A 24,279-nucleotide genomic window follows, 5' to 3' on the forward strand; every position below is an offset into this window, starting at 1 on the left:
ATGATGTTATCTGTTAGAAATTTAAGATTGAAATACCCCGGTGAAAAAGAAAAGATATTTGACGGTATCGATATTACGATAGCAGATAAAGAAAAAGTATTATTGCTAGGACCTTCAGGTTCTGGGAAGAGCACATTACTGAACGTACTAAGTGGTATCGTCCCTGAGTTGATCGATTTGCCGATGAAATATGATGTATTAGAACGTGATATGAATGCTAGTGTTATATTTCAGGATCCAGATAGTCAATTTTGTATGCCTAAAGTATATGAAGAACTAGCTTTTATACTGGAAAATCAAAACGTTGATAAATCGCAAATGAATCACTTGATTAATGATGTTTTGATTAAAGTTGGTCTGGATGTTGGACCTTCACAACAAATCAATCAACTCAGTGGTGGTATGAAACAGAAACTAGCAATTGCAGGGTCATTGTTGCAGAATGCTGATACGTGGTTTCTAGATGAACCTACAGCGATGCTCGATAGCGATGCGACAAAGCATTTATGGGAATTGATGATTGATTTATGGCAGGATAAGACAGTACTTATCGTAGAACATAAGGTTGAACATATCTGGCAATATGTTGATCGGATTTTATTGATGGATGCGAATGGTAAATTGGTTACGCAAGGAACCCCGCAATTTATTCTTAATAACCATGAAGACTTATTAAACAAGTATGGTGTATGGCATCCAAATGCGTATCAATTTGCACCGAAATCATTGCATTATGATTATCCATCTCACAAGTTTGAGCTCAAGCTTGAAGATGTTACTGTAAAGCGAAAAGAAAAAAAGTTATATCAAATTGATGGACTTGTCGTGAATAGTCATGAATGGATTGCGATTACCGGAAAGAATGGAACAGGAAAAACAACATTATTAGAATCTTTGATGCAACTTATTCCTTATGATGGTTTAATACAATATAATGGAAAACCATTGCGTAAGGTGAAAGATGCAGCACGTAACATGTATCTTGTTTACCAAAATCCTGAGCTGCAATTTATCCAGGGTAGTGTATATGATGAAATATTCTTTAATTTTCAATTTTTAGATAAAGCTCAGGCAGGAGAAAAAACAACGCATTTATTAAAGCAATTAAATCTGTACCATCTAAAAGATCGTCATCCTTTTGAACTTTCTATGGGACAAAAGAGGAGATTGAGTGTTGCGACGGCATTAAGTACAAAAGCTGATATTGTGTTACTAGATGAACCGACATTTGGTCTCGATAGTCATAATACGTTCGAACTTATTGAGTTATTTAAAGCACGTGTGCAATCCGGACAGACGATTATTATGGTGACGCATGATGATGAAATCATAAAGCGATACCCTTCTACCGTGTTACGCATTCAGGGTGGCATACTTTCTGAAGTGAGGAGGGGTGATAATGTACGAACAGTTTAAGATTTATCATACATTTATGGATCATGTGAATGTGATTACTAAGTTGATATTAGGAGTCTTACTATTTGTGCTTGTCATATTTATTCATAATTTTGACTGGATGCTCTATCTAGCTATTATTATGTTTATCTTTATGATTGGATTTAGTGGTGTGCGTTTGAAACTTATTATAGCTTTTGTAAGTGTGATGATGTTGTTTAGTTTCACTTCATCATTATTTATGGTTTTCTATGGTGACGGAAGTACTACGCTTTTTAAATGGGGCATTGTGCATATTACAGAAGAAAGTTTATATAGAGGAATACATTTATCGCTTAGAACGATTACAGTCAGTTTCTTTGGTTTAAGTATTGCCTTTACAAGTGAAATTGTAAAAGTATTCTATAGTTTAATGCAGCATTTGAAGGTAAAGCCTAAATACGCCTATGCATTTATGGCAGCCATCCGTATGGTGCCGATGATGTTTGAGTCTTTCTTCCAATTACGCAATGCATTGAAAATGCGTTATCATGTTATAGATTCGAGCCAATATAGAGGGTTGAATCGAATAAAGCATTTGATTATACCACTATTAAGTCAAAATATTAGACGTGCACATCGTTTGTCTGTCGCAATGGAGAAAAAAGGATTCCATAATGGAACTAGAACGTACTATTATCATGTTCCATTTAGCTATCGGGATATTTTATTGATAGTTGTCTTTTTAATAATGGTTGTAACTGCTTATTTATTGGCGATGTATTTTCCTATAACGCATATAACGGATGTACGTTAAATAGATTTGTTTGACGCATAATCAATATACTGATAGAATAATCAGTAATCTTAAACAAGCGAGGTAATTAGAATGAAGACTTTTGTACAGCACAGTACAAAATTAAATATGTGGTGGCAGCTGTCATAACTTATATTTATGCCCGTCATAGATATAAGTATCTATGACGGCTTCATTCGCGTTACTTGAGGCCGGTTGCGTATGCATAAGGTCTCTTTTTTTGAGGTCGATGCATATGCATTGGCCTCTTTTTTGTTTAAAAAATTATATGAAATGAGGGATTACACATGGAAAAAAGATCTGTTTGGGGATCGAAGATTGGATTTATTTTAGCAAGTGCAGGTTCGGCAATAGGACTTGGTGCGATGTGGAAATTCCCGTATGTCATGGCTGATAATGGTGGTGCAGCGTTTTTAGTACTGTTTATGATATTTACATTATTTATAGGTATGCCGTTATTATTAGCAGAATTCGTAATAGGTAAACACGGAAAGACATATAGCACAGAAGTGTTCGGAAAAATTACAGGCAATAGATTTTATAATTTAATAGGTCATCTAGGTAATGTCGGTGTTTTCTTCTTACTTAGTTTTTACAGTGTGATTGGTGGATGGATTTTACTTTATATGATGAGGACTGTTTATGTAATAGTTACAAATCAACACACGAAGAATTACGAGGGATTATTTGGTCATCTGATTAGTAACCCGATATATGCAATACTTGGCGCTGCATTATTTATTTTTCTTACTGCGATAATTGTTTCCCGTGGCATTCAGGATGGGATTGAAAAAGCTTCAAAAATAATGATGCCTATGTTGTTTATTGCATTTATTGTGATTATCATTCGTTCTTTAACGCTTCCAAATGCAATGGATGGCGTTGTATATTTTCTGAAACCTGATTTTAATTCACTGAATGCTGAAGGAGTACTTTTTGCTTTGGGTCAATCATTCTTTTCGCTTTCAGTAGGATTTGGTGGCATGTTAACATATGCATCGTATTTAGATAAGAAGACAGACATTGTTCAATCTGCCTTTTCTGTTGTCGGTTTAAATATACTGGTTACGATACTTGCAGGACTTGCAATATTTCCTGCAACTGCTTCATTAGGCATCGATAATGCACAAGGTCCGGGTTTATTGTTTATCGTTTTACCGTATGTATTCGATCAGTTACCGTTTGGAAGTATCTTTTATCTTATATTTTTATCGCTATTCTTTTTTGCAACTATTACATCGTCTATTTCATTAATTGAAATTAATGTTTCGAACGCAATTAAGCACGAACAAAAGAAACGAAAAAAATATGTATATTTCATCGCATTACTATTATTTATTTTATGTGTACCTTCTGCATTATCGAACGGTACTTTAAGTCAAATGAAATTTTTAGCAGGAACATTCTTTGATAATATGGATTATTTAGTTTCGAACATTATGTTACCGATTGGAGCATTATGTTATGCGTTATTTGCGGGTTACAAACTAGATACTGCAATTGCTAAGCATGAATTAATGGATGGTAAATATCGAGGTTTATTTAAAATTTGGGCTTTCTTGTTGCGCTATATTATTCCGCTTGTTATCCTGGCTGTATTTGTTACTTTGATTATCAAGTAAATGAGAATGAGGCACTGTAATTGATATTGTAAAAAGTAATTTTCCACAAATGAGTTTTAGTAATTCTTTTTATTTTAGAAAAAATAAAAATACGACAAATAATTTTCATAATTTTAAAGATTGAGTTGGTTGACTTAATACGTTCGTCATGTAATAATAAGTTTTGTAGAGATTAGAATAATTCTAATCTAGAGATTATTTGAAATTACTTAATAAATTCTCAGGAGGAATTACACATGTCATTAATTAACAAAGAAATCTTACCATTCACAGCTAATGCTTATGATCCAAAATCAGATGCATTTGTTGAAGTATCAAATGAATCAATGAAAGGTAGCTGGAATATCGTATGCTTCTACCCAGCAGATTTCACTTTCGTTTGTCCAACTGAATTAGAAGATTTACAAGATCAATATGAAACGTTACAAGGTTTAGGAGCTAACGTATATTCTGTATCTTGTGATACTCACTTTACACATAAAGCATGGCACGATCATTCAGAAGCAATCAGCAAAATTCAATATACAATGATTGGTGATCCATCTCACGTTATTGCTAACAACTTTGATGTATTAGATGAAGAAGCAGGCCTTGCACAACGTGCGACATTCTTAATCGATCCAGATGGTGTTGTTCAAACAATGGAAATCAACAATGATGGAATCGGTCGTGATGCTTCAGTATTAGTAGACAAAGTTAAAGCTGCTCAATATGTAGCTAGCCATGACGGTGAAGTTTGTCCTGCAAAATGGAAAGAAAGCGGAGAAACTTTAACACCTGGTTTAGACTTAGTTGGTAAAATCTAATCAGATTTTGGCGGATACTTATCAGTCCGAATTATATATTTAATAAATTGTAATTTATAAAGTTATTAGTTAACAATTAAATATTAAAATGCTGCCACAACGTAAGTTTTTGCGTTGTGGTATCTATTGCAATAAAATATAGAAATTTATCCTTTAGAGGAGGAATTATAATGTTAAACGATACATTAAAGCAACAATTAGCTCAATATTTAGAGTTAATGGAAGGCGACGTTGTAATTACGGCGAGTGCTGGAGATGACAAAACAAGCCAAGATATGATGGACTTACTCACTCAAATAAAAGAGATGTCTTCACGTATCACTTTGAAAGAAGCACCTTTGAAACGCACACCAAGTTTCACACTAGCACGTCCTGAAGAAGAAGCACGTATTACATTTGCTGGTGTGCCACTTGGACATGAGTTCACTTCTCTTGTCTTAGCTTTATTACAAGTAAGTGGCCGTGCACCTAAAGCAGATCAATCTGTAATTGATCAAATTAAAAAGTTAGAAGGACCATTTAACTTTGAAACATTCATCAGCTTAACTTGTACGAAATGTCCAGATGTTGTACAAGCTTTAAATATGATGGCGGTATTAAATCCAAATATTACACATACAATGATTGATGGTGCAGCATTTAGAGAAGAATCTAAAGATATTATGGCTGTTCCTACAATGTTCTTAGACGGTGAAGAATTTGGTAGTGGTAAAGCGACTATTGAAGAGATTATCGGTAAACTTGGTGGTGGAACAGATGCTTCCGAATTTGATGCGAAAGAAACATTTGATGTATTAGTAATCGGTGGAGGACCTGCAAGTGGTAGTGCAGCAATATATGCAGCACGTAAAGGTTTACGTACAGGTATCGTTGCAGAACGTATCGGTGGTCAAGTAAATGATACTGCTGGTATTGAGAACTTTATTACAGTAAAAGAAACAACAGGTCCAGAATTTTCTCAAAACTTAAAAGAACATATTAATAGTTATGACATTGATGTTATGAATGCTGTTCGTGTTGAAAAGTTAGAAAAAATTGATGATTTAGTACATGTTACTTTAGAGAACGGTGGTAAATTAACATCTAAAACATTAATCATTGGAACAGGTGCAAAATGGCGTAACATGAATGTACCAGGAGAAGCTGAATATCAAACAAAAGGTGTAGCATATTGTCCGCACTGTGATGGTCCTTTATTTGAAGGTAAACACGTTGCAGTTGTAGGCGGCGGTAACTCTGGTGTTGAAGCAGCAATAGATTTAGCAGGTATTGTTAAACATGTAACGTTATTAGAATTTGGTGAGGAATTACGCGCAGATAAAGTATTACAAGATCGTTTAGCGTCATTAAATAATGCTGAAATAATTAAATCAGCTGCAACAAAAGAATTAACTGGGGATACGACGTTAAAAGCATTGACATATGTTGATCGCAATACAAATGAAGAACATACACTTGATCTTGAAGGTGTATTTGTTCAAATTGGTTTAGTGCCGAGCACTGAATTTGTTGGAGACTTAGTTGCTAGAAATAACCGTGGTGAAATCATCGTTGATAAAAATGGTGCTACAAATGTACCAGGTATTTTTGCTGCAGGTGACTGTACAGATCAAACTTATAAACAAATCATTATTTCTATGGGATCTGGTGCAACAGCAGCATTAAGTGCTTTTGATTATTTAATCAGAAATTAATTAAATACTGATTTAAGTTAAAAGGCATATTACGTTTTTACGTAGTATGTCTTTTTTTATATGGTAAAATATACATAATAATACTAGGAGGCTAATAATGAAAAAACCATTGTTAATATTTCTTACGTGTATATTATTGAGTGGCTGTGGAAATCAAGGAAAAGAAAGTATAAAAAGTGATGAAAAAATAATCATCACTGTGTCAGCTGCAGCAAGTTTAAAAAATGCATTAAATGATATCGAAAAATCATATGAAGCTGAACATAAGCATATTGATATTAAATTTAATTATGGTGCATCCGGTGCATTAGCGCAACAAATTATGTCAGGTGCTCCAGTTGATATATTCTTTTCAGCTGCACAGGATAAAGTTGATGATTTAGTAAAAAATAAAGCTGTGGATAAAGAAGATACAAAGTCTTTACTTAAAAATCATCTTGTACTTATTTCAGAAGATAAATTAACATCTCTTGATAATTTACAAGAAGAAAAAATAAAAAAAATTGCCCTTGGCAATCCGGAATTAGTACCTGCAGGCGAATATGGTAAACAAGCCTTAGAAAACAAAAAACTATATCAAAAAGTCAAATCAAAATTAGTATTAACGAAGGACGTACGTCAAGTGTTGACCTATGTAGAAACCGGTAATACTGAAGCGGGCATCATATACACATCAGACCTCAAATCAACAAATAAAATAAAGTATACACTCAAAATTCAAGATGATTTACATGAACCGATTACATATCCAATTGCTAAAATTAAAGACACTAAATATAAAAAGGAAACTGAGGAACTTTATCAGTATTTACAGAATGATCAAAGTAAAAAAGTGTATCAAAAATATGGTTTTGATATTAATGGAAAGGCGTAATGCTGGAAGATAAATACAATCTTTTAATTCAGCAAACTGAACATGTTCAAGTTGACCGTCAGCTACGCTTTTCGTCAGTAGAAGAGATTGAAGAAAAAGCAGATATGATTCATTGTTATATAAAAGAAGCAATTCGAATTGAGAAATCAGGCGTAAAACCTCCTAAAAAAGAACATGGACCACTAGAAATCCCTTTAGAATTAGAAGAAGCATTTAAAGAGAACGAACGTTTAAGAGAAGCGTTTTATAAATTAACACCTGGTCGTCAACGTGCGTACGCCATTGAAATTAGTAAAGCAAATCGCAGTGAGACGAAAAGGAATCGTATAGAAAAGTATACTGAGAAAATTTATCAGGGAAAAGGTTTATTAGAACGATAATAAATCAGAATATCGTGTGCTTTAAAAATTTAATGTTATAATATGTTAAAGAAAATATTTGTATTTTAACAATACTTGGTGAATGTATACTTGCATTCATTTCCACACAAAAATATAATGAACTAAGCAGCTTGGAAAGTCTAGATTAAACTACTATATAAAGGATAATGAACATGGCTAAAATTAACTTTATCCCAATAATTTTGGGTGCAAACATACATGCGTATGCTGCAGCAGCAAGTTTTCATAAAGATTATAAGAAAAAGTCAGTTGTCGTGGCAGCTGACTATTTATCATTCACAAAATTTTCTAGTCTTATTAGCGATTACTATATCGATAAAATGATTTATGATGACAAAGTTTTCATAGAAACATTTGAGCGCATTGCAAAGAAATATCGTAAGAAAAATCGTAAACTATTGCTTGTCGCAACGACAGATGAATATGTTAAGGTGCTAATTAAACATGAAGCAAAATTGAGAGAAGATTTTACATTTAATTTTCCGACACAAGATTTATTTAACCAATTATATTATAAGAAACATTTCTATGTGACGGTTGCTTCATACGGTATTGATATTCCTACGACATACCACTTTAATTTAGCTACCATCGAAACATTTAATGAACCTATCCGATTCCCGGCAATTATTAAAGTTGATGATGGCACAGCGTACTTTAATTTAAAGTTTAAAGGGAAACAGAAAATTTATGTCCTTGATGATTACGCTGGAATTAATGAGACGATTGAACTACTTCATAATAATGGATATCGTGAGGATATTATTATTCAGGAATTTATTGAAGGAAGCGATCAGGACTTGTGGGACATCGTTTATTACGGTGATTCAAATGGAAAAGCGCAAGTGATTACACTAGCACAAGTATTGTTACAAGAACCCGCGATGACAGCTATCGGCAATTATACAGCACTCATTTCAAGATATGATAAAGATTTGATGGATAAAGTGATCAAGATGATGGAAAGTATGCATTATACCGGATTTGCTAACTTTGATTTAAAATATGATCATCGAGATGGAAAATACAAGTTTTTCGAGGTTAATTTACGTGCCGGCCGTTCAAGTTCTTACGTCAAAGAAACAGGCTATTCAATTGCGAGATGTTATGTAGAAGATTTAATTTTAAATCAATCTCATCCGGTGAAATATTTGGACACAACTCATTTATTTACTGTAGTACCTAAAGATATTATATTAAAATACGTAAAACAAAAATCATTACGTAAAGAAATCAAACAACTCATTTACAAACATCAATATTATAATCCACTATTTTATGCAAAAGATCGTTCAGTAAAACGTAAAGCTTATCTTTTGATGAGAAATGCTAAGTATCATCTTAAGTATAAAAATAGTGAATGGTATAAAGAACAGAAATAATCACTTTATAGTGGTTATTTTTTTATTTGGCGTTTATTTTTTTTCTTATTATCTGTTTATATTATACCTATATCTTAATACCTTTATATGAACTCAAGTGATTGTTATAGATATTATAAAGATATATTCCATGTTAATTGGTTTTACAGTAATATCGTAGCTGGAATAAAGCAGTTAAACTTTCATAAGAATTTAGAAACTTTGAACACTGTGCTAAATATTTTGAACGAGGTAGTAATACACGCCTGATTGATTTAAAACCACTGGAGAGATATCATCAAATTCATTATGCATTAATGGACTTATAGGATTTTAAAGTTAAATGAAGGGTTTAATATATCGCTTCACTTCTTTTTCTTTACAATAATTAAACAGAAAATTTATAGCTTTTGTGTCAAACAATCGCTAAACTATGAGTAATACTAATCATAAGGAGCAAATAATGAAGAAAGATATTAAATTGTTATTATCATTACCTATTTTTAGCTGGGCACTCTATGATTTCAGTAATACAATTTTTAGTGCAAATATCGTGACATTGTTTTTCCCTCAATTTGTAACAGAGCAATTTGGTGTTGATCCAGTAACTGAGCAGGTATCATCCACCTGGATAGCTTATTCAGCGAGTGTTGCAGCATTGCTCCTCATTGTTTTAAGTCCCATATATGGCGTGTATATCGATAGAACACAAAAGAAAAAGAAATGGGTTATCATTTTTACTTTAGCTGTGTTCATCTGTACCTTCCTGATGGGCTATATCTATGAAGCAGATATTAAACAGCAGATGTTCGGCATACCGGTTTCATTCCTGATTATCATCATTTTATTTACGATTGCGAAATTTATGTATAACTCGAGTCTCATATTTTATGATGCAATGATGAGTAGTTTAGCACCGAAAGAAGACCATTCCGTGTTATCCGGATTTGGTGTTGCGTTAGGTTATATGGGGACATTATTTGGTGTGCTCACGATAATGACTTTAATAGGTACTGAAGATGCAGGAAAGACGTTTATTCCAACCGCTATTTTATTTTTAGTATTTAGCATACCGATTTTTATCTTTGGTAAAGATGGAAATAAAAAGACGATGAAACAACATGTGTCTCAATCAAGCTTAACATCCGGATATAAAGAAGTGTTGGAGACTTTTAAGTTAGCTAAGAATGAACCTGCGATTTACGTATTTTTAATCGTTTATTTCTTTTTAAATGATGCTTTGGCGACTGCGATAAGTATGATGCAACCCTATGCCACTACTGTAGTCGGGTTTACATCAAGTGAATTTATCAAAATCTTTATGATAGCAACTATTTTTAGTGTACTTGGTGCATTTGTATTTGGTTACATCGCTAAAAAAATCGGTTCTTTAAAGGCGTTGCATTATGTCGCACTTGTACTAATGATTGCGCTTATTATTGCCAGCATTCCTTTACCTAAATCGGCGTTTTATATTTGTGCAATTCTATTCGGAATTGCGATGGGATCAATCTGGGTTATTTCAAGAACGCTCATTATTGAATTATCTCCTGAAGCACATGAAGGACAATTCTTTGGCTTGTTCTCTATGAGCGGTAAATTATCAGCAGTATTTGGACCTTTCGTTTATGGGACAATAACGTTGCTTTTAAAAGATTATGGGCCGTTAGCAAGTCGTATTGCAATTTTATCTTTATTTGTAATGGCACTTGGTGCGTATCTATTACATTTCAAAGTAATTCGTTTAAGTCATAATAAAAATCAAAGCATATAAAATAATATTTAATCTTTCGCTGTAACTTGTTAATTAAAAATAATTTTTACATTATTTCATTACTAAGTAAACTAATTTTCATAAATAATATTATTTATGGTTAATTTTGAGAAAAGTATTTCGCAACGATTTTTATTTTGATATGATGAAGTTGAGTGAGATATTAAATACAAAAGTGGAGGATATGATATGAAAAAGTCAAAAGGGTTGCTCCTAGGAATCATAGCGGCACTTGTATTATTAATCGGTGGTGGGGGCGCAGCGGCTTATTATTTTTTAACGAACACACCGAAAAATGCGTATTTTTTAAGTGAAAAAGAATCAATGGAGTCTTTACAAGATTATTTCAATAATCGATTTGAAAATGAAACAAAATTCCAGGAAAAAATGCAGGATGATAATTATGCAGTAAATATGAAGTTAGGTGCAGATATTCCGGAAACATTTATTTCTCAAATGGGAATTTCAAAATCAGTGATTGATTCATCAAATATCGTATTTGATGTTGCACATAACAGTAAAGATAAATTATCAAATTTAAGCATTACACCTACGATTGCAGATAATAAATTAGGTGAGTTTGCGTGGCAGGCAGATCGCAAAAATCAATATTTTTCTGCACCGGTATTAAATGATGTATTAAGCATTCCGAATGATAAAATTAAAGATACATTTGAAAAATTAACTGGAGATCCAACTTCAGTAGAAGGTATGACAAATGATTCATTAAACTTGAATAATCTTTTAGGCGGCGCACAACTTTCTCAGGAAGATATGAATAAAATTATCGAACGTTACAGCAAAACATTCGCTGATAATGTTGAAGATGATCAGTTTAAAAAAGATAAAGAAAAAGTAAAAATCTTTGATGAAGAGAAAAATTTAGAGAAGTTAACAATGACATTACAACCAAAAGATACAAAGAAAATCATCGTTGCAATGTTAGAAAAAGCGAAAGATGATAAAGAATTAAAAGATTTATTTACAAAACAAGCACAAGGTGTAGACTACGATAAAGCGTTAGAAAAAGCACTAAAAGAAGTGAAGGATCAAAAAGAATCTGAGTTCCCAAAAGTTATCTCAACAATCTTTGTTGATGGTAAACAAATTATGAAACGTAATGTTGTAATGACAAGTAAAGGAGAAGAAGTTAAATTAGATGCATTAACTAAAGTCGATGATAATTTAAAAATAGAAGTAAAAGGTTCTGCTAAAGATGCCACGGATGCATTCATGTTAACAGGGGATTCAACTAAAAAAGATGAAAATTATAAAGATGATTATAAAATTGTCATTAATCAAGATGGTGCAAGAGAAATATCATTTGTAAATAATTCTAAAACAGATGGCGATAAACGTACTGACAAAGGAACGATTGATTTATCTCAATTAGCTGGACAGGATTTAAAATTAAATTATACAAATGATTTAGTAACAGATATCGGCAATAATGAACAAAAGCAAAAAGCTGAGTTATCGGTAAATGTTCAAAATGAACCAGTTAAGTTGATGATTGATGCTGTAACAAAATTAAAGCAAGATGTAAAAGTGAAGTCTGATGGTGCTAAAGATTTAAGCACAATGTCTGATAGCGATCTTCAAAAAATACAAGATGATATTAGTGAGAACTTTAATAAAATTTTTGAAGACGTTTCTAAAGATTTAAATTAAAAAAACTTAAGTATAAATATTAAAAATTAGGAGTGATAAATGTGAAACTACAACTGTTCAGCATTTATCACTCTTTTTTTATGAAAAAGTGGTACTTACTGGTCTATATATTAGTATTGCTATTTGTATTGTTTGCGACACTTATAGGATTATCTGTGATGAAAAGTCAGGAAGATGATAAGTTTTCGATTGGATTAGTAGATGAAGATCAATCTAGAGAAACGAAATTGATACTAGATGCAATTGGCGATGGAAAGAGTATGGGTAATGATATTGAATTGAAACAGTTTGATGCAGTTACGGCTAATTATGAATTAAAGCAACATCATCTAGATGGTTATTTTGTGTTCGATCAAGGAATGACTGATGCATTTTATAAGCAAGGTGCATTACCTATCTCTGTGTACACGTATGATAAAACATCGCTTGAGAGTATTATCATCTATCAATTAACGAATTCTGTATATAGTCGGTTAATGCTGTCTATTGGTGGGGCTGGAGCGTATAAAGCCTTATATCCTGAATCAAATGATGATGCAATGCTAATGATGATGACAGATATGCTATTTACGGGTTTGAATCGAAACGGAGCATTTGATGAACAAGCGATTAAACTTTACGATAACTATCAGTATTATACTGTTTCAGTTTATTTTATCAGTATTTATGTATTATTTTTATCACTGTTTAATATTTTGAAGATGAATCAGGCACATGCATTGAAGGAACGTTTATCACTGTTTCATTTTTCGTTTGAAAAACTAACATTGACGCGCGGTTTAATAAGTGTATGGTATACATTTATATTTTCTATTATAGTGTTATATCTTTTATTGAAATATTTAGATGTATCTTTTGAAAGTTATAACCTAATGCCTCTTTTAATTATTTTATTATTATATCTCATAATGATTTTTGTGGTGATGATGCTTATTGAACTCGTTAATAATGAAACGATTCAATTGATTCTTAAAGTAATGATAACAGGTCTTATCATTCTACTTTCCGGAGCAACGATACCTTCGATTTACTTTAAAGATGTATTGGGCGGTATCTTGTATCATCAGCCTTTTAGTCATATCTTTAATAAAGTGCTGGAATTAATATTAAATAACTATTTTATTAAGACACCTGGTTTGTTCTACGTTATTTGTTTTGTATTACTGATTCTATTGATGATACAGCTGATATGGAGGTATAGACGATGAAATCTATCTTATACCTCGTTGTGCAAAAACAATGGAAATCATACGTATTATTATCATTGCTGATTGCTGGTATGTTACTCACTTGTTTTATAATGCAACAAAAAATGAATGCAGTGTTTAGAATGCCGATAGCTGTGCAGGATTTAGATCATTCTCAATCATCAGAATCGTTGATTGCAATGCTTAAAAATAATCATGATATGACAGTTAAAATAATTGGTGATGAAGAAAGTTTTATAGAAGATCGTGTAAAAGCTAAAGAAGCCGTGATAAGTTTATCAATTCCTGAAGGTTTCAATGAGCAAGTAAAGCAACGATCTTTACGAGATACGATTCAGCTTTATTATCGTGACGACTTTATTGGAGCTATTGCCCAGGAAATAGTAAGTAAAACATTATTTGAAGCTCAGATTCCTTATATTGTGAAATATCATATTGATAAAGAGAGGCAAGTAAATATTGAAGAAGTTAAGAAGATGTATTATCAGAAAACACCAGAAAGTCGTATGAAACAAATTGCCGTTTCAAAATCACAAGACAGGTCAATTTCTCTAAGTACAATATTCGCGCTTATTTTATTTGTATCATCTGTACAAGTGATATTACACCATCGTCTAAAACAGAATGCCGCACTTGAACGCATGTATATGTTTAATAAGACAAAGTTGTTCTTACATATCATATATATCACAATTCACACAGTGATTATTATGTTATCGATTATAATTGCAGCAGCGATTATGAATCAAATGATGAGTGTCATGTTTTATTGTGTATGCTTATTATTCACACTTATTTTTGAATGCGTAATAAGTTTATTGCTCTTTAAAATCAATACTACGAGTCACCGTCTATTTATGACCATCACTTTCACATTGGTGCTCGTAACCATCTATATGTTGCAGGCGATAGGAGAGAACATATGATAGAAGTTAAAAACTTAACTAAGCGTTATGGAAAAAAAGAAATTTTTAATCAGTTGAATACAACTTTTGAAGAGCGGGCTGTTACAATCCTGTTAGGTGAGAATGGTGCTGGAAAATCTACCTTGTTACGCATGATTGCTAAGCTAGAAACTCAAGATACAGGAGAAATTATTTATTTCGGTAAGGACCTGAGTCATAAAACTTTAAAGAACCATTTAGGCTATATTCCTCAGGACATCGCTTTATTTGAACATTTATCGGTACATGATAATATAAAGTTTTTTAAAGGGCTGTATACTTCTTCTATCGATGATAATCTACTAAATATTTATAAAGATGCTTTAAATCTTCGCGAAGATAAGGCGAAAGTTCAGTCACTTTCCGGGGGAACGAAGCGTAAAGTTAATATGTTGATCGGCTTACTTGGAAATCCGGATATAATTATTTTGGATGAACCTACTGTTGGTATTGATTTGAAATCGAGATATGACATTCATCGACTTATTAATCAGCTGAAACAAAGTAAACTCATCATTTTAACAACACATCACTTAGATGAAGTTGAAGCGATTGGAGATCATATAAAATTAATTGGCAAAGATCCATTTTACAAACAAGTCCTGACTGATAAAGGCTGGACATTTGAAGACATGCTACAATAAAAAATAATGATAATGGAGGCATTTATGCATAAATTTGAACCATTCTATAATAAATTAACAAACATTAACCATCTTGGTAAGATTCAGGATTTATTTGAATGGATTGAGACAAATTTTCCAGAATTAGAACGTGAGTATAAATGGAATACACCGATGTATTCAGACCACGGTACTTTTATACTGGGTGTCAGTATAGCGAAAGCACATATTTCAATAGCACCGGAAAGTCAAACGATGGCGCACTTTAAAGATAAGATAGCAGAAGCTGGATACGCTCAAACTGCTGGTCTATTTAAAGTGAAGTGGGACCAGGAAATTGATTATGAATTATTGAAAGAGATAATTGAATACAATATAGAAGATAAAAAGGAAGTTACAACTTTCTGGAGAAAATAATAAATTTGAAACCGGGGAATATTACCCCGGATTTTTTTATAGCTTAAAAATTAACATTTTAGTTGACTATTTTGCAAATTATAATATAATAAATATACCAGGTATAAAAATTAAACCAAAAAAACACAAAAGAGGAGTTATTACACATGACTAAAGTATTATACATTACAGGACATCCTAATGATGAAACAGTTTCTTTCTCAATGGCTACCGGGAAAGCATTTATTGAAAGTTATAAAGCAGCTCATCCAGATCACGAAGTTAAACACATCGATTTATATGAGACGTTTATCCCATTAATTGATAAAGAAGTATTCGCTGGTTGGGGTAAATTACAATCAGGAGAAGCTTTCGAAACATTAACTGAAACTGAGCAACAAAAAGTAACACGCTTAAACGAATTAAGTGATGAGTTTGCTGCTGCAGATAAATATGTATTCGTCACTCCGATGTGGAATTTATCATTCCCTGCAATCGTTAAAGCTTATATTGATGCAGTTGCCGTAGCAGGAAAAGCATTCAAATATACTGCTGAAGGTCCAGTTGGTTTACTTACAGATAAGAAAGCAGTTATCGTTCAAGCACGTGGTGGGTACTATTCAGAAGGTCCAGCAGCAAACTTCGAAATGGGTAACCGTTACTTACAAACAATTTTAGGCTTCTTCGGTATTCCAAGTGTTGAAGAGATTATCATTGAAGGTCATAACGCACAACCAGAACAAGCAGAATCAATCAAAGCTGCAGCAATTGAAAAAGCTGAAAGTTTAGCAAAAACTTTCTAATATAGATTAAATTTTAATAATAATGAATAAATTACAGCCACCGATTCCTTTGAATCGGTGGCTGTAATTTATTCATTATTATTATTTACTATCAGTTATAATGATATGAAATCGAAAATTTCAATTGCAAGTTAGCCACAACATCCAAATTAATAGAGATAGTAACTTAATGGTTCACTTAATAATCCTTCGGATTTTAGTGACTTCAGAAACAGGTATGTAGGTGTTTCGTAATCTAGAATTTTTCTGGGATAATTGTTCATCCAGTTTTGGATACGATAAATTATCTCATCAGATACTGATCCCATACTGATTCCTTTAGGGATTATCCTTCTAATGAATTTATGGTGGTTTTCTTTAGTACCTCGTTCCCATGATGAATAAGGGTGCGTAAAGTATATTTCAGTATCAGGTAATGTCTCTGTAAGGTCACAGAACTCTGATCCGTTATCAGAAGTAATAGACTTGAATATTCGTGAAAATGAATTACCTATTTGATCTTTTAATTGACTTAATGCTAATGTGACAGCATCATTAGTTTTACTTTTAATAGGAACGATGATTTCAAATCGTGTCTGTCTTTCAACAAGTGTAAGTAACGCTTTTTCATTTTTAAGTTTAGAACCAATTACAGTATCTATTTCCCAATGACCAAAGACATCTCTAGAATTGATTTCATGACTTCTATCTTCGATAGATTTTCCTAATACTTTTTTATTTTTTCGACTAGGTCTTCTATTTGTATTTGGTTTTCGTGAAATCTTCTCTATAAGGTCGATATTAGAGGTCTTCATAATTCCTCTTTCAATCCAGTTATATAGTGTTGAAACACAAGGAATAATAGAATCACAAAAAATATTATTCTTTTTAGCATAGGCAACTACGACATCGGGAGACCATTTTTTATTCAACATCATCTTATCAGCCCAATCAATAAAAGCATGAGATAGCTGATGTTTTGGAGTCCTGTAAGAATTCATACGATTTGTTTCATATTTAAGTTGAGCAACATCAGGGAAATAGCATTCATAATCATAAAAATATTCTTTACCATTAGAAACTACGCGCTTAATTTGTTTAACAGTTCCTCTATTGATCTCATTGTTAATTGTTTGAGGTGCTCTATTCAAAATTTTAGCAATAGCACGATTTGAATAATTTTCACTCTTCAAAACCTGAATTTGATATCTTTCAAATTCAGTTAAGTGTTTTCCTTTAACATGATTAGTGGTACCATTTAGATGAGTCATTTGCATTCATTCCTTATTGTTTGTTGTGGTAACTACAATATTAACATGGATGCACATGGCTCATTTTTTATTTTTTAAAGCACACCGTAGGTGGCTAACTTGATTATAGAATTTCCCAATGATATGAAATTCTAAATCGTAATTAATATCATAAATAAAATAGATTGAAATTTTTATATTTTAATGTAAACATGCTACAGTGAAAGTTGAAAACATGACAAATTTAAACATATTACAACATAATTTGGGTTGTAAATTTATAGAAATAATTGTATTATTAATAAAGTATTTCATTTATGTTACGTTTATGTTAAAAAGGTGGTCTGTTTTACAATGAATAAACAATACTTTCCTGGTTTAGACGGCATGCGTGCAATTGCAGTAATTGCGATTATAATATTTCATCTTAATCCGAAATGGTTGCCAGGAGGATTTTTAGGTGTAGATACTTTTTTCATTATCTCTGGATATTTAATTACCACACTGCTTATTAAAGAATACGAAGCTGATCAATCTATCAACTTAGCTCATTTCTGGTATAAACGTATTAAACGTCTATTGCCTCCAGTTCTATTTATGATGTTTATCGTCATACAGTATATTATCTTCTTTGATCGAGCATTGTTATTTCAAGTGAAAAAAGATATGTATGCTGCGTTATTATATGTTTCAAATTGGTGGTATATTTTTGATGGTCTGGATTATTTTCAGAGCCTTGAACCTCGCCCGTTGAAACATTTGTGGTCTCTTGCTATCGAAGAACAATTTTATCTATTTTTCCCCTTTGTTTTATTGATGTTATTTAAAATATTTAAGAAAAAATCTAATATATTTGTTGTGTTTTTGATTGTGTCATTGATTTCGATGGCAATAATGTGGATGCTCTACGATCCGTCAAAGAGCATTTCCCGTATTTATTTTGGTACAGATACACGCCTTCAGACATTATTGTTAGGTGCAATGCTGGCACTGATATGGCCTGCATATAAATTGAAGAAAAATCCACCTAAAGTAATCGTTTGGGTTATCGAAATTATAGGATTAGTTGGCGCAATCTTTTTAGTGCGATCATTTTTTCAGTTTACCGAGCATAGTGCATCAGTATTTCAGGGAGGCTTATACATACTAGGAATATTCACTTTGTTATTTATAATGTCTAGTGTTCATCCTGATACATTGATGTCGGAATTTTTAAGCTTACCAGTGCTAACGTGGATTGGTCGATATTCATATAGTTTATATTTATGGCACTATCCTATCATTGTTTTGATGCAATCTCATTTTATACAGGGACAAATTCCATGGTATGTTCATGTTATTTCTATCATTCTTACAGTAATTATGGCAGTATTGAGTTATCAATTGATTGAACAACCATTTAGAAAAAAAGGATTAAAGACTTTTATAGATGTGAAATCATTTAAAGCATTTATAACAATACTATTAAGTCTATATTTACTAGTTTCAACACCTTATTTAATTAAAACGGTGAAAGCAGAGTCACCAAATAATGAAAAGATTGTCATAACTCAAACAAAATCAATCACACCAGCTATAAAACGCATATCACCTTTACAAATAAATAATGTGTCAGAACCATCTACTGAAATCACGCAAGTTTATCCATACACCCCTCTTTTAATAGGAGATTCGGTGCTCGTAGATATTGATTATCAGATTAGAAAAGTATTTCCTAATGCTACAATTGATGGAGAAGTTGGACGAAATATTTATAAAGCTATTCCTGTGGCAGATAAATATACAGATTTTAATAGAAGAGATGCCATTGTTGTGCTTTATTTAGGTACGAATGGAGATTTTGAAGACATTCAGATGAATACAATACTGAAGAAATTTAATAAAGCACAAGTATTTTTAGTGACTGCCCGTGTCCCGAAAGATTATGAAGCACATGTCAATGAAGAGATGTATCGTTTTTCACAAAAATATAAAAATGTACACATTATAGATTGGTATAAAGTTTCACAAGGCCATTCGGAATACTTTGCCCCAGATGGGATTCATCTTGAGTACCCAGGTATAAAAGCGATGGTTAAAGTGGTTACAGATGAAATTATTAAGGTTGTCGAAAAATAGATATATGAAAAGGATAGGGGGAACCTATCCTTTTTGTTTTGATTATGGTTATAATGTTGATGAATAAGGAGGGCGCTCATGTTAGGACTATTTATTTTATTACTTGAACGTGTTGGGTTAATTATACTTGTGGCTTATATATTAATGAACATACCACATTTTAAAAAGGTGATGAGCGAACGCGAAAAATTATCGTCACAAATACAGTTAATTATCATTTTTGGTTTATTTGCTGTTGTCTCTAACTTTACAGGTGTTGAGATACGAGATAATCATGTTGTATCCAGCCAAATATTCAGAACGATTTCAGATGATGCCGCGATTGCTAATACACGCGTATTAACGATTAGTGTTGCAGGGCTTGTAGGTGGTCCAATCGTAGGTCTTACTGTTGGTATTGTATCTGGAATTTCCAGGTATTTAATAGGAGGCATAGATGCATATACATACGTTTATTCTTCGATTATTATCGGTTTAGTCTCTGGATATTTTGGGCATAGAGCGAGAAAGAACAATCAATATCCTACAATTATTCAGGGAATGATTATTGGAATTGTTATGGAACTCATTCAAATGATCTGTATTATCAGTTTTGCTTCAAATTTTGATAATGCTTTGAATTTAGTATCAATTATTATTTTACCGATGACACTCATTAACAGTTTGGGTACCGCAATATTTTTATCTATTATTATTTCAACGTTACAACAGGAACAGCATATGAAAGCTGTACAGACGCATGAAGTTTTAAATTTAGCCAATCAGACATTACCTTATTTCAGATTAGGATTAAATGAATCGAGTGCAACTGAAGCGGCTCAAATTATTAAAGATCTGATGAAAGTGTCTGCCGTTTCAATAACAAATAAAACGGATATATTAGCGCATGTCGGAGCAGCAAGCGATCATCACGTTCCGAAAAAGAAAATTATTACAGACCTTTCAAAAGAGGTCATACGCTCAGGTGAGATAAAAGAAGCACATACAACAGAAGAAATTGGTTGTACGCATCCAGGTTGTCCGTTAGAAGGTGCCATTGTTATTCCCTTATATGTTAATGAAGAAGTAGTTGGTACTTTAAAGCTATATTTTACAGATAGTAAAAAGCTCACATACGTTGAACGCCGTTTAGCGGAAGGTTTAGCGGATATCTTCTCTAGTCAGATTGAACTTGGTGAAATTGAAATGCAAAGTAAGTTGTTAAAAGATGCGGAAATTAAATCTTTACAGGCACAAGTTAATCCACACTTCTTCTTTAATGCGATGAATACAATTTCAGCCCTTATACGCGTAGACAGTGAAAAAGCACGTGAATTATTATTGAATTTGAGTAATTTCTTCAGATCTAATTTACAAGGTGCAAGACAAAATACCATTACGATAGAAAAAGAAATTCAACAAGTAGAAGCTTATCTATCGCTTGAGCAAGCAAGATTTCCAAATCGCTTCAATATTCATTTTGAGATAGCAGAAGATTGTGTCAATGCACAAGTACCGCCATTTATCATTCAGATTCTAGTAGAGAATGCCATCAAGCATGCTTTCCATAATCGTAAAACTGGTAATAATATTGATGTCGTTGTTAGAAAAGATATCGATGAAATTGAAATCTCTGTAACAGATAATGGAAACGGCATTCTAAAAGAGAAGCGTGATAAAATAGGAATTATTGAAGTAAATTCTACATCTGGTACCGGCAGTGCATTAGAAAATTTAAATAAACGATTAGTGGGACTATATAATAGTGATGCGAAATTGAAATTTATCACTGGAGAGCATGGAACGAAATTTTATACGCATATCCCTTATGAAAGAGAGGAGTTATTATAAGTGAAAATATTAGTCGTCGATGATGAACCGTTAGCGCGCAATGAATTGATGTATCTCATTAATAAGATAGATGACAGTCACGATATAGAAGAAGCGGATTCGGTTGAAGAAACGTTAACAGCCTTACTTGCAGATACTTATGACTTATTATTTCTAGATATAAATCTCATCAATGAAAGTGGACTTGATTTAGCACAGAAGATTAATAGAATGAAAACTCCGCCATTGATCGTATTTGCAACTGCCCATGATACATTTGCAGTGAAAGCATTTGAATTAAATGCACTAGATTATGTATTAAAGCCTTTTGAAATGAAAAGAATAGCAGCAGCGCTTGAAAAAGCACAAAGTAGAGTGCAAAAAGGGCATACAGAAGAAACGAAACAGTCCACGGCGACTATTTCTATTCAGATAGACGATAAAATATATGTAATTAATACGCATGATATTATTGCATTATATGTTGAAGAAGGTAAATTACATATCATCACATTAACAAATGAATATATAATTAATGAACCGCTCAGTGCTTTTGAGAAAAAAATGCCAGAAGATATATTTATGCGTATACATCGTTCAAGTATTATTAATAAAAACCACATAAAATCAGCAGAGCTATGGTTCAATAACACGTATCAGGTGAAACTGACAAAAGATGTGAAGCTACAAGTATCCAGATCATATATTAAGCAGTTTAAACATGAGATAGGGCTAAAATAATTTTAGCCCTATCTTTTTGCATTTCAACTATCAATTTTTGCATTTCGCCATGAAAACGTTTTATTCAGCATTTTTCGTTGTATGATGAACTCAAGATAAATATCGGGAGGTCATTACAATGACAAACAATAAAACGTATAACTTTTTTCATCAAGCCATCGTGATATCAGTAATATTACTTATCTCTAAGATTATCGAATCATTTATGCCGATACCGATGCCTGCATCAGTAATTGGACTCGTATTATTATTTATTTGTTTAAGCACAGGAATTGTTAAATTAGGACAAGTAGAACGTGTAGGTACAGCATTAACGGATAACATCGGATTATTATTCGTTCCTGCAGGTATATCGGTTGTGAAATCACTTGGTCTTATCAGTGAACACCCATTTTTAATTATCGGATTAATCTTCATTTCAACATTATTATTATTATTATGTACAGGATTCTTCTCACAAATGATTGTTATGACAACTGAACGTAAAGAGAAATCTTCTGTAAAAAATGAAACAGAAGTAAAAAATTATCGTAAAGCTGAGGTGCGTTAATCATGACAATGTTAGATCACTTAGGAGTTAACACAGTATACTTTGGGATATTACTTACAATCGTACCATTTGTTATCGGACAAATCTTATTTAAAAAATCAAACGGATTCTTCTTATTCGCACCATTGTTTGTAGGCATGGTTTTTGGTATTGCATTTCTCGCGATTACTGGTATTGATTTTGATACGTACAACAAAGGTGGGAGCATTATTAGCTTCTTTTTAGAACCAGCTACAATTTGTTTTGCCATTCCGTTATACAAAAAACGTGATGTATTACAAAAATATTGGTTACACATTATTGGAGGCATTGCATTAGGGACAACAGGTGCTATCTTTGGTATATATGGAGTAGCGAAGTTATTCGGATTTGGTAAAGAAATTATTGCTTCTATGTTACCTCAGGCAGCAACAACTGCAATCGCCTTACCAGTTTCAGATGGTATCGGTGGTATTCCGGAATTAACATCACTCGCTGTAATCTTAAATGCTGTTATCATCTATGCGTTAGGTAATAAGATGCTTCGTTTCTTCAGAATCAGTAATCCAATTGCAAGAGGACTTGCTTTAGGAACGAGTGGTCATGCATTAGGCGTATCTGCAGCTACAGAATTAGGCGAAACAGAAACTTCAATGGCAAGTATCGCTCTAGTAATTGTAGGTGTAATTGTTGTCGTAATCATCCCCGTGCTTACACCTATATTACTCGGTGCTTAATATAGTTAAAAGTAATTGACGAAATGAAACAGAGCTAGAATTGACGAATTAGCTTATAAGAAACCAGGCGAACTATAAAAGTACATTACTTTTATAGTTCGCCTGGTTTTATTATGGAATGTATTTATGAAAAATTTTAAATTTTATAAGCAACACTTTTGAATGTTACAAAAATATTTGATATGATTTTTATGTAACATAGGAGGAGGGTATGATAAAATCACAACCTATTAAATCAGTCGATGACATTCAATCGATTAAGTCATATTTTTTAAAAGAGCGAACAAGGGATTATTTATTATTTTTACTTGGTATAAATGTTCCATTGAAGCTTCAGGACATTCTATCTTTAAAAGTTGAAGATTTAATGAAATACAACAGCAATTATATATTTAAAATTCAAGGCTATACGATTTATTTAAATCCAGAAGATAGTACAATATTAGACACTTACATAAAAGAAAAGTCATCTGGTGACTATATCTTCGAATCGATTAAAACAAAATCCCCGATGACAAGACAGCAATTTCATCGAATTCTCAATGCAGCAGCAGATGCAATTGGGTGTGAATATTCAATTGGTCCTCAAGCTTTGAAGAAAACTTTTGCTTACCATGCTTACCTTCAAGGCGTACATATTTATGATTTAATGCATTTACTGGGACATCAGACAAAGGCGGAAACGTATCGTTTTATTGATGTCTTGCCACCTGATAATAAACGTATAGAAATAAAAATCTGAAATTAA

22 protein-coding genes are annotated in these 24,279 nt (G+C 32.4%); 21 read left to right on the forward strand and 1 reads right to left on the reverse strand.

The window, feature by feature from the left end; translation table 11 throughout:
* Window positions 1-3 precede the first annotated feature (3 nt).
* The 15 genes from HT586_RS01095 (at window position 4) to HT586_RS01165 (ending at window position 16,368) form a co-directional block, all read left to right on the forward strand.
* Complete coding sequence (locus HT586_RS01095; protein WP_133353837.1) at window positions 4-1,416, forward strand: ABC transporter ATP-binding protein; 1,413 nt, start codon at window positions 4-6, stop codon at window positions 1,414-1,416.
* Window positions 1,400-2,191 (forward strand): energy-coupling factor transporter transmembrane component T family protein, encoded by a 792-nt coding sequence (locus tag HT586_RS01100; RefSeq protein WP_203546044.1) that lies wholly within the window; start codon window positions 1,400-1,402, stop codon window positions 2,189-2,191. The genes HT586_RS01095 and HT586_RS01100 overlap by 17 nt, the downstream gene beginning before the upstream one ends.
* A 287-nt stretch (window positions 2,192-2,478) precedes the next feature.
* Window positions 2,479-3,813 carry a sodium-dependent transporter gene (locus HT586_RS01105; protein ID WP_096077609.1) on the forward strand — a complete coding sequence of 445 codons (1,335 nt, stop codon included), beginning with the start codon at window positions 2,479-2,481 and terminating at the stop codon, window positions 3,811-3,813.
* A 236-nt stretch (window positions 3,814-4,049) separates the two neighbouring features.
* Window positions 4,050-4,619, forward strand: coding sequence for an alkyl hydroperoxide reductase subunit C (gene ahpC / locus HT586_RS01110; RefSeq protein WP_096077608.1), 570 nt, complete (start codon window positions 4,050-4,052; stop codon window positions 4,617-4,619).
* Between the two features lie 170 nt (window positions 4,620-4,789).
* Window positions 4,790-6,313 carry an alkyl hydroperoxide reductase subunit F gene (ahpF, locus tag HT586_RS01115; RefSeq protein WP_203546045.1) on the forward strand — a complete coding sequence of 508 codons (1,524 nt, stop codon included), beginning with the start codon at window positions 4,790-4,792 and terminating at the stop codon, window positions 6,311-6,313.
* Between the two features lie 97 nt (window positions 6,314-6,410).
* Window positions 6,411-7,187 (forward strand): molybdate ABC transporter substrate-binding protein, encoded by a 777-nt coding sequence (gene modA, locus HT586_RS01120; protein ID WP_203546046.1) that lies wholly within the window; start codon window positions 6,411-6,413, stop codon window positions 7,185-7,187.
* Complete coding sequence (locus tag HT586_RS01125; protein ID WP_203546047.1) at window positions 7,187-7,567, forward strand: YdeI/OmpD-associated family protein; 381 nt, start codon at window positions 7,187-7,189, stop codon at window positions 7,565-7,567. The genes modA and HT586_RS01125 overlap by 1 nt, the downstream gene beginning before the upstream one ends.
* A gap of 173 nt (window positions 7,568-7,740) precedes the next feature.
* A complete protein-coding gene (locus tag HT586_RS01130) occupies window positions 7,741-8,970 on the forward strand; it encodes a carboxylate--amine ligase (protein ID WP_203546048.1) in 1,230 nt (409 codons plus the stop codon).
* 442 nt (window positions 8,971-9,412) lie between these two features.
* Window positions 9,413-10,723 carry an MFS transporter gene (locus tag HT586_RS01135; protein WP_133353804.1) on the forward strand — a complete coding sequence of 437 codons (1,311 nt, stop codon included), beginning with the start codon at window positions 9,413-9,415 and terminating at the stop codon, window positions 10,721-10,723.
* A 189-nt stretch (window positions 10,724-10,912) separates the two neighbouring features.
* Window positions 10,913-12,394 (forward strand): Rossmann-fold NAD(P)-binding domain-containing protein, encoded by a 1,482-nt coding sequence (locus HT586_RS01140; protein WP_203546049.1) that lies wholly within the window; start codon window positions 10,913-10,915, stop codon window positions 12,392-12,394.
* A 41-nt stretch (window positions 12,395-12,435) separates the two neighbouring features.
* Window positions 12,436-13,602 carry an ABC transporter permease gene (locus HT586_RS01145; RefSeq protein ID WP_238999288.1) on the forward strand — a complete coding sequence of 389 codons (1,167 nt, stop codon included), beginning with the start codon at window positions 12,436-12,438 and terminating at the stop codon, window positions 13,600-13,602.
* The gene (locus HT586_RS01150) at window positions 13,599-14,528 is read left to right on the forward strand and encodes an ABC transporter permease (protein ID WP_203546050.1); all 930 of its coding nucleotides are present in this window, start codon (window positions 13,599-13,601) and stop codon (window positions 14,526-14,528) included. Before HT586_RS01145 ends, HT586_RS01150 begins: the two co-directional genes overlap by 4 nt.
* Complete coding sequence (locus HT586_RS01155) at window positions 14,525-15,190, forward strand: ABC transporter ATP-binding protein (protein WP_133353806.1); 666 nt, start codon at window positions 14,525-14,527, stop codon at window positions 15,188-15,190. The genes HT586_RS01150 and HT586_RS01155 overlap by 4 nt, the downstream gene beginning before the upstream one ends.
* Window positions 15,191-15,214: 24 nt before the next feature.
* The gene (locus HT586_RS01160) at window positions 15,215-15,586 is read left to right on the forward strand and encodes an iron chaperone (protein WP_188017849.1); all 372 of its coding nucleotides are present in this window, start codon (window positions 15,215-15,217) and stop codon (window positions 15,584-15,586) included.
* A 146-nt stretch (window positions 15,587-15,732) separates the two neighbouring features.
* Window positions 15,733-16,368: an FMN-dependent NADH-azoreductase gene (locus tag HT586_RS01165; RefSeq protein WP_096077598.1), complete on the forward strand. Its 636-nt coding sequence runs from the start codon at window positions 15,733-15,735 to the stop codon at window positions 16,366-16,368.
* A 149-nt stretch (window positions 16,369-16,517) separates the two neighbouring features.
* Here HT586_RS01165 and HT586_RS01170 read toward each other — a convergent pair whose 3' ends face one another.
* Window positions 16,518-17,618: an IS30 family transposase gene (locus tag HT586_RS01170; protein WP_203546518.1), complete on the reverse strand. Its 1,101-nt coding sequence runs from the start codon at window positions 17,616-17,618 to the stop codon at window positions 16,518-16,520.
* Window positions 17,619-17,951: 333 nt separating this feature from the next.
* Here HT586_RS01170 and HT586_RS01175 point away from each other — a divergent pair, with 333 nt between their 5' ends.
* The 6 genes from HT586_RS01175 to HT586_RS01200 all read left to right on the forward strand — a co-directional run bounded on the left by HT586_RS01175 (window position 17,952) and on the right by HT586_RS01200 (window position 24,273).
* Window positions 17,952-19,715: an acyltransferase family protein gene (locus HT586_RS01175; RefSeq protein WP_203546051.1), complete on the forward strand. Its 1,764-nt coding sequence runs from the start codon at window positions 17,952-17,954 to the stop codon at window positions 19,713-19,715.
* Window positions 19,716-19,793: 78 nt separating this feature from the next.
* Complete coding sequence (locus HT586_RS01180) at window positions 19,794-21,545, forward strand: sensor histidine kinase (RefSeq protein ID WP_096077596.1); 1,752 nt, start codon at window positions 19,794-19,796, stop codon at window positions 21,543-21,545.
* Complete coding sequence (locus HT586_RS01185) at window positions 21,546-22,265, forward strand: LytTR family transcriptional regulator DNA-binding domain-containing protein (RefSeq protein WP_203546052.1); 720 nt, start codon at window positions 21,546-21,548, stop codon at window positions 22,263-22,265.
* Between the two features lie 118 nt (window positions 22,266-22,383).
* Window positions 22,384-22,815 (forward strand): antiholin-like murein hydrolase modulator LrgA, encoded by a 432-nt coding sequence (lrgA, locus tag HT586_RS01190; RefSeq protein WP_203546053.1) that lies wholly within the window; start codon window positions 22,384-22,386, stop codon window positions 22,813-22,815.
* A gap of 8 nt (window positions 22,816-22,823) precedes the next feature.
* A complete protein-coding gene (lrgB, locus tag HT586_RS01195; RefSeq protein ID WP_096078130.1) occupies window positions 22,824-23,531 on the forward strand; it encodes an antiholin-like protein LrgB in 708 nt (235 codons plus the stop codon).
* A 211-nt stretch (window positions 23,532-23,742) separates the two neighbouring features.
* The gene (locus tag HT586_RS01200; RefSeq protein ID WP_096077593.1) at window positions 23,743-24,273 is read left to right on the forward strand and encodes a tyrosine-type recombinase/integrase; all 531 of its coding nucleotides are present in this window, start codon (window positions 23,743-23,745) and stop codon (window positions 24,271-24,273) included.
* Window positions 24,274-24,279 lie beyond the last annotated feature (6 nt).

Origin of the sequence: Macrococcoides bohemicum (assembly GCF_016865215.1) — a bacterium.
Classification (GTDB): Bacteria; Bacillota; Bacilli; order Staphylococcales; family Staphylococcaceae; genus Macrococcoides; species Macrococcoides bohemicum.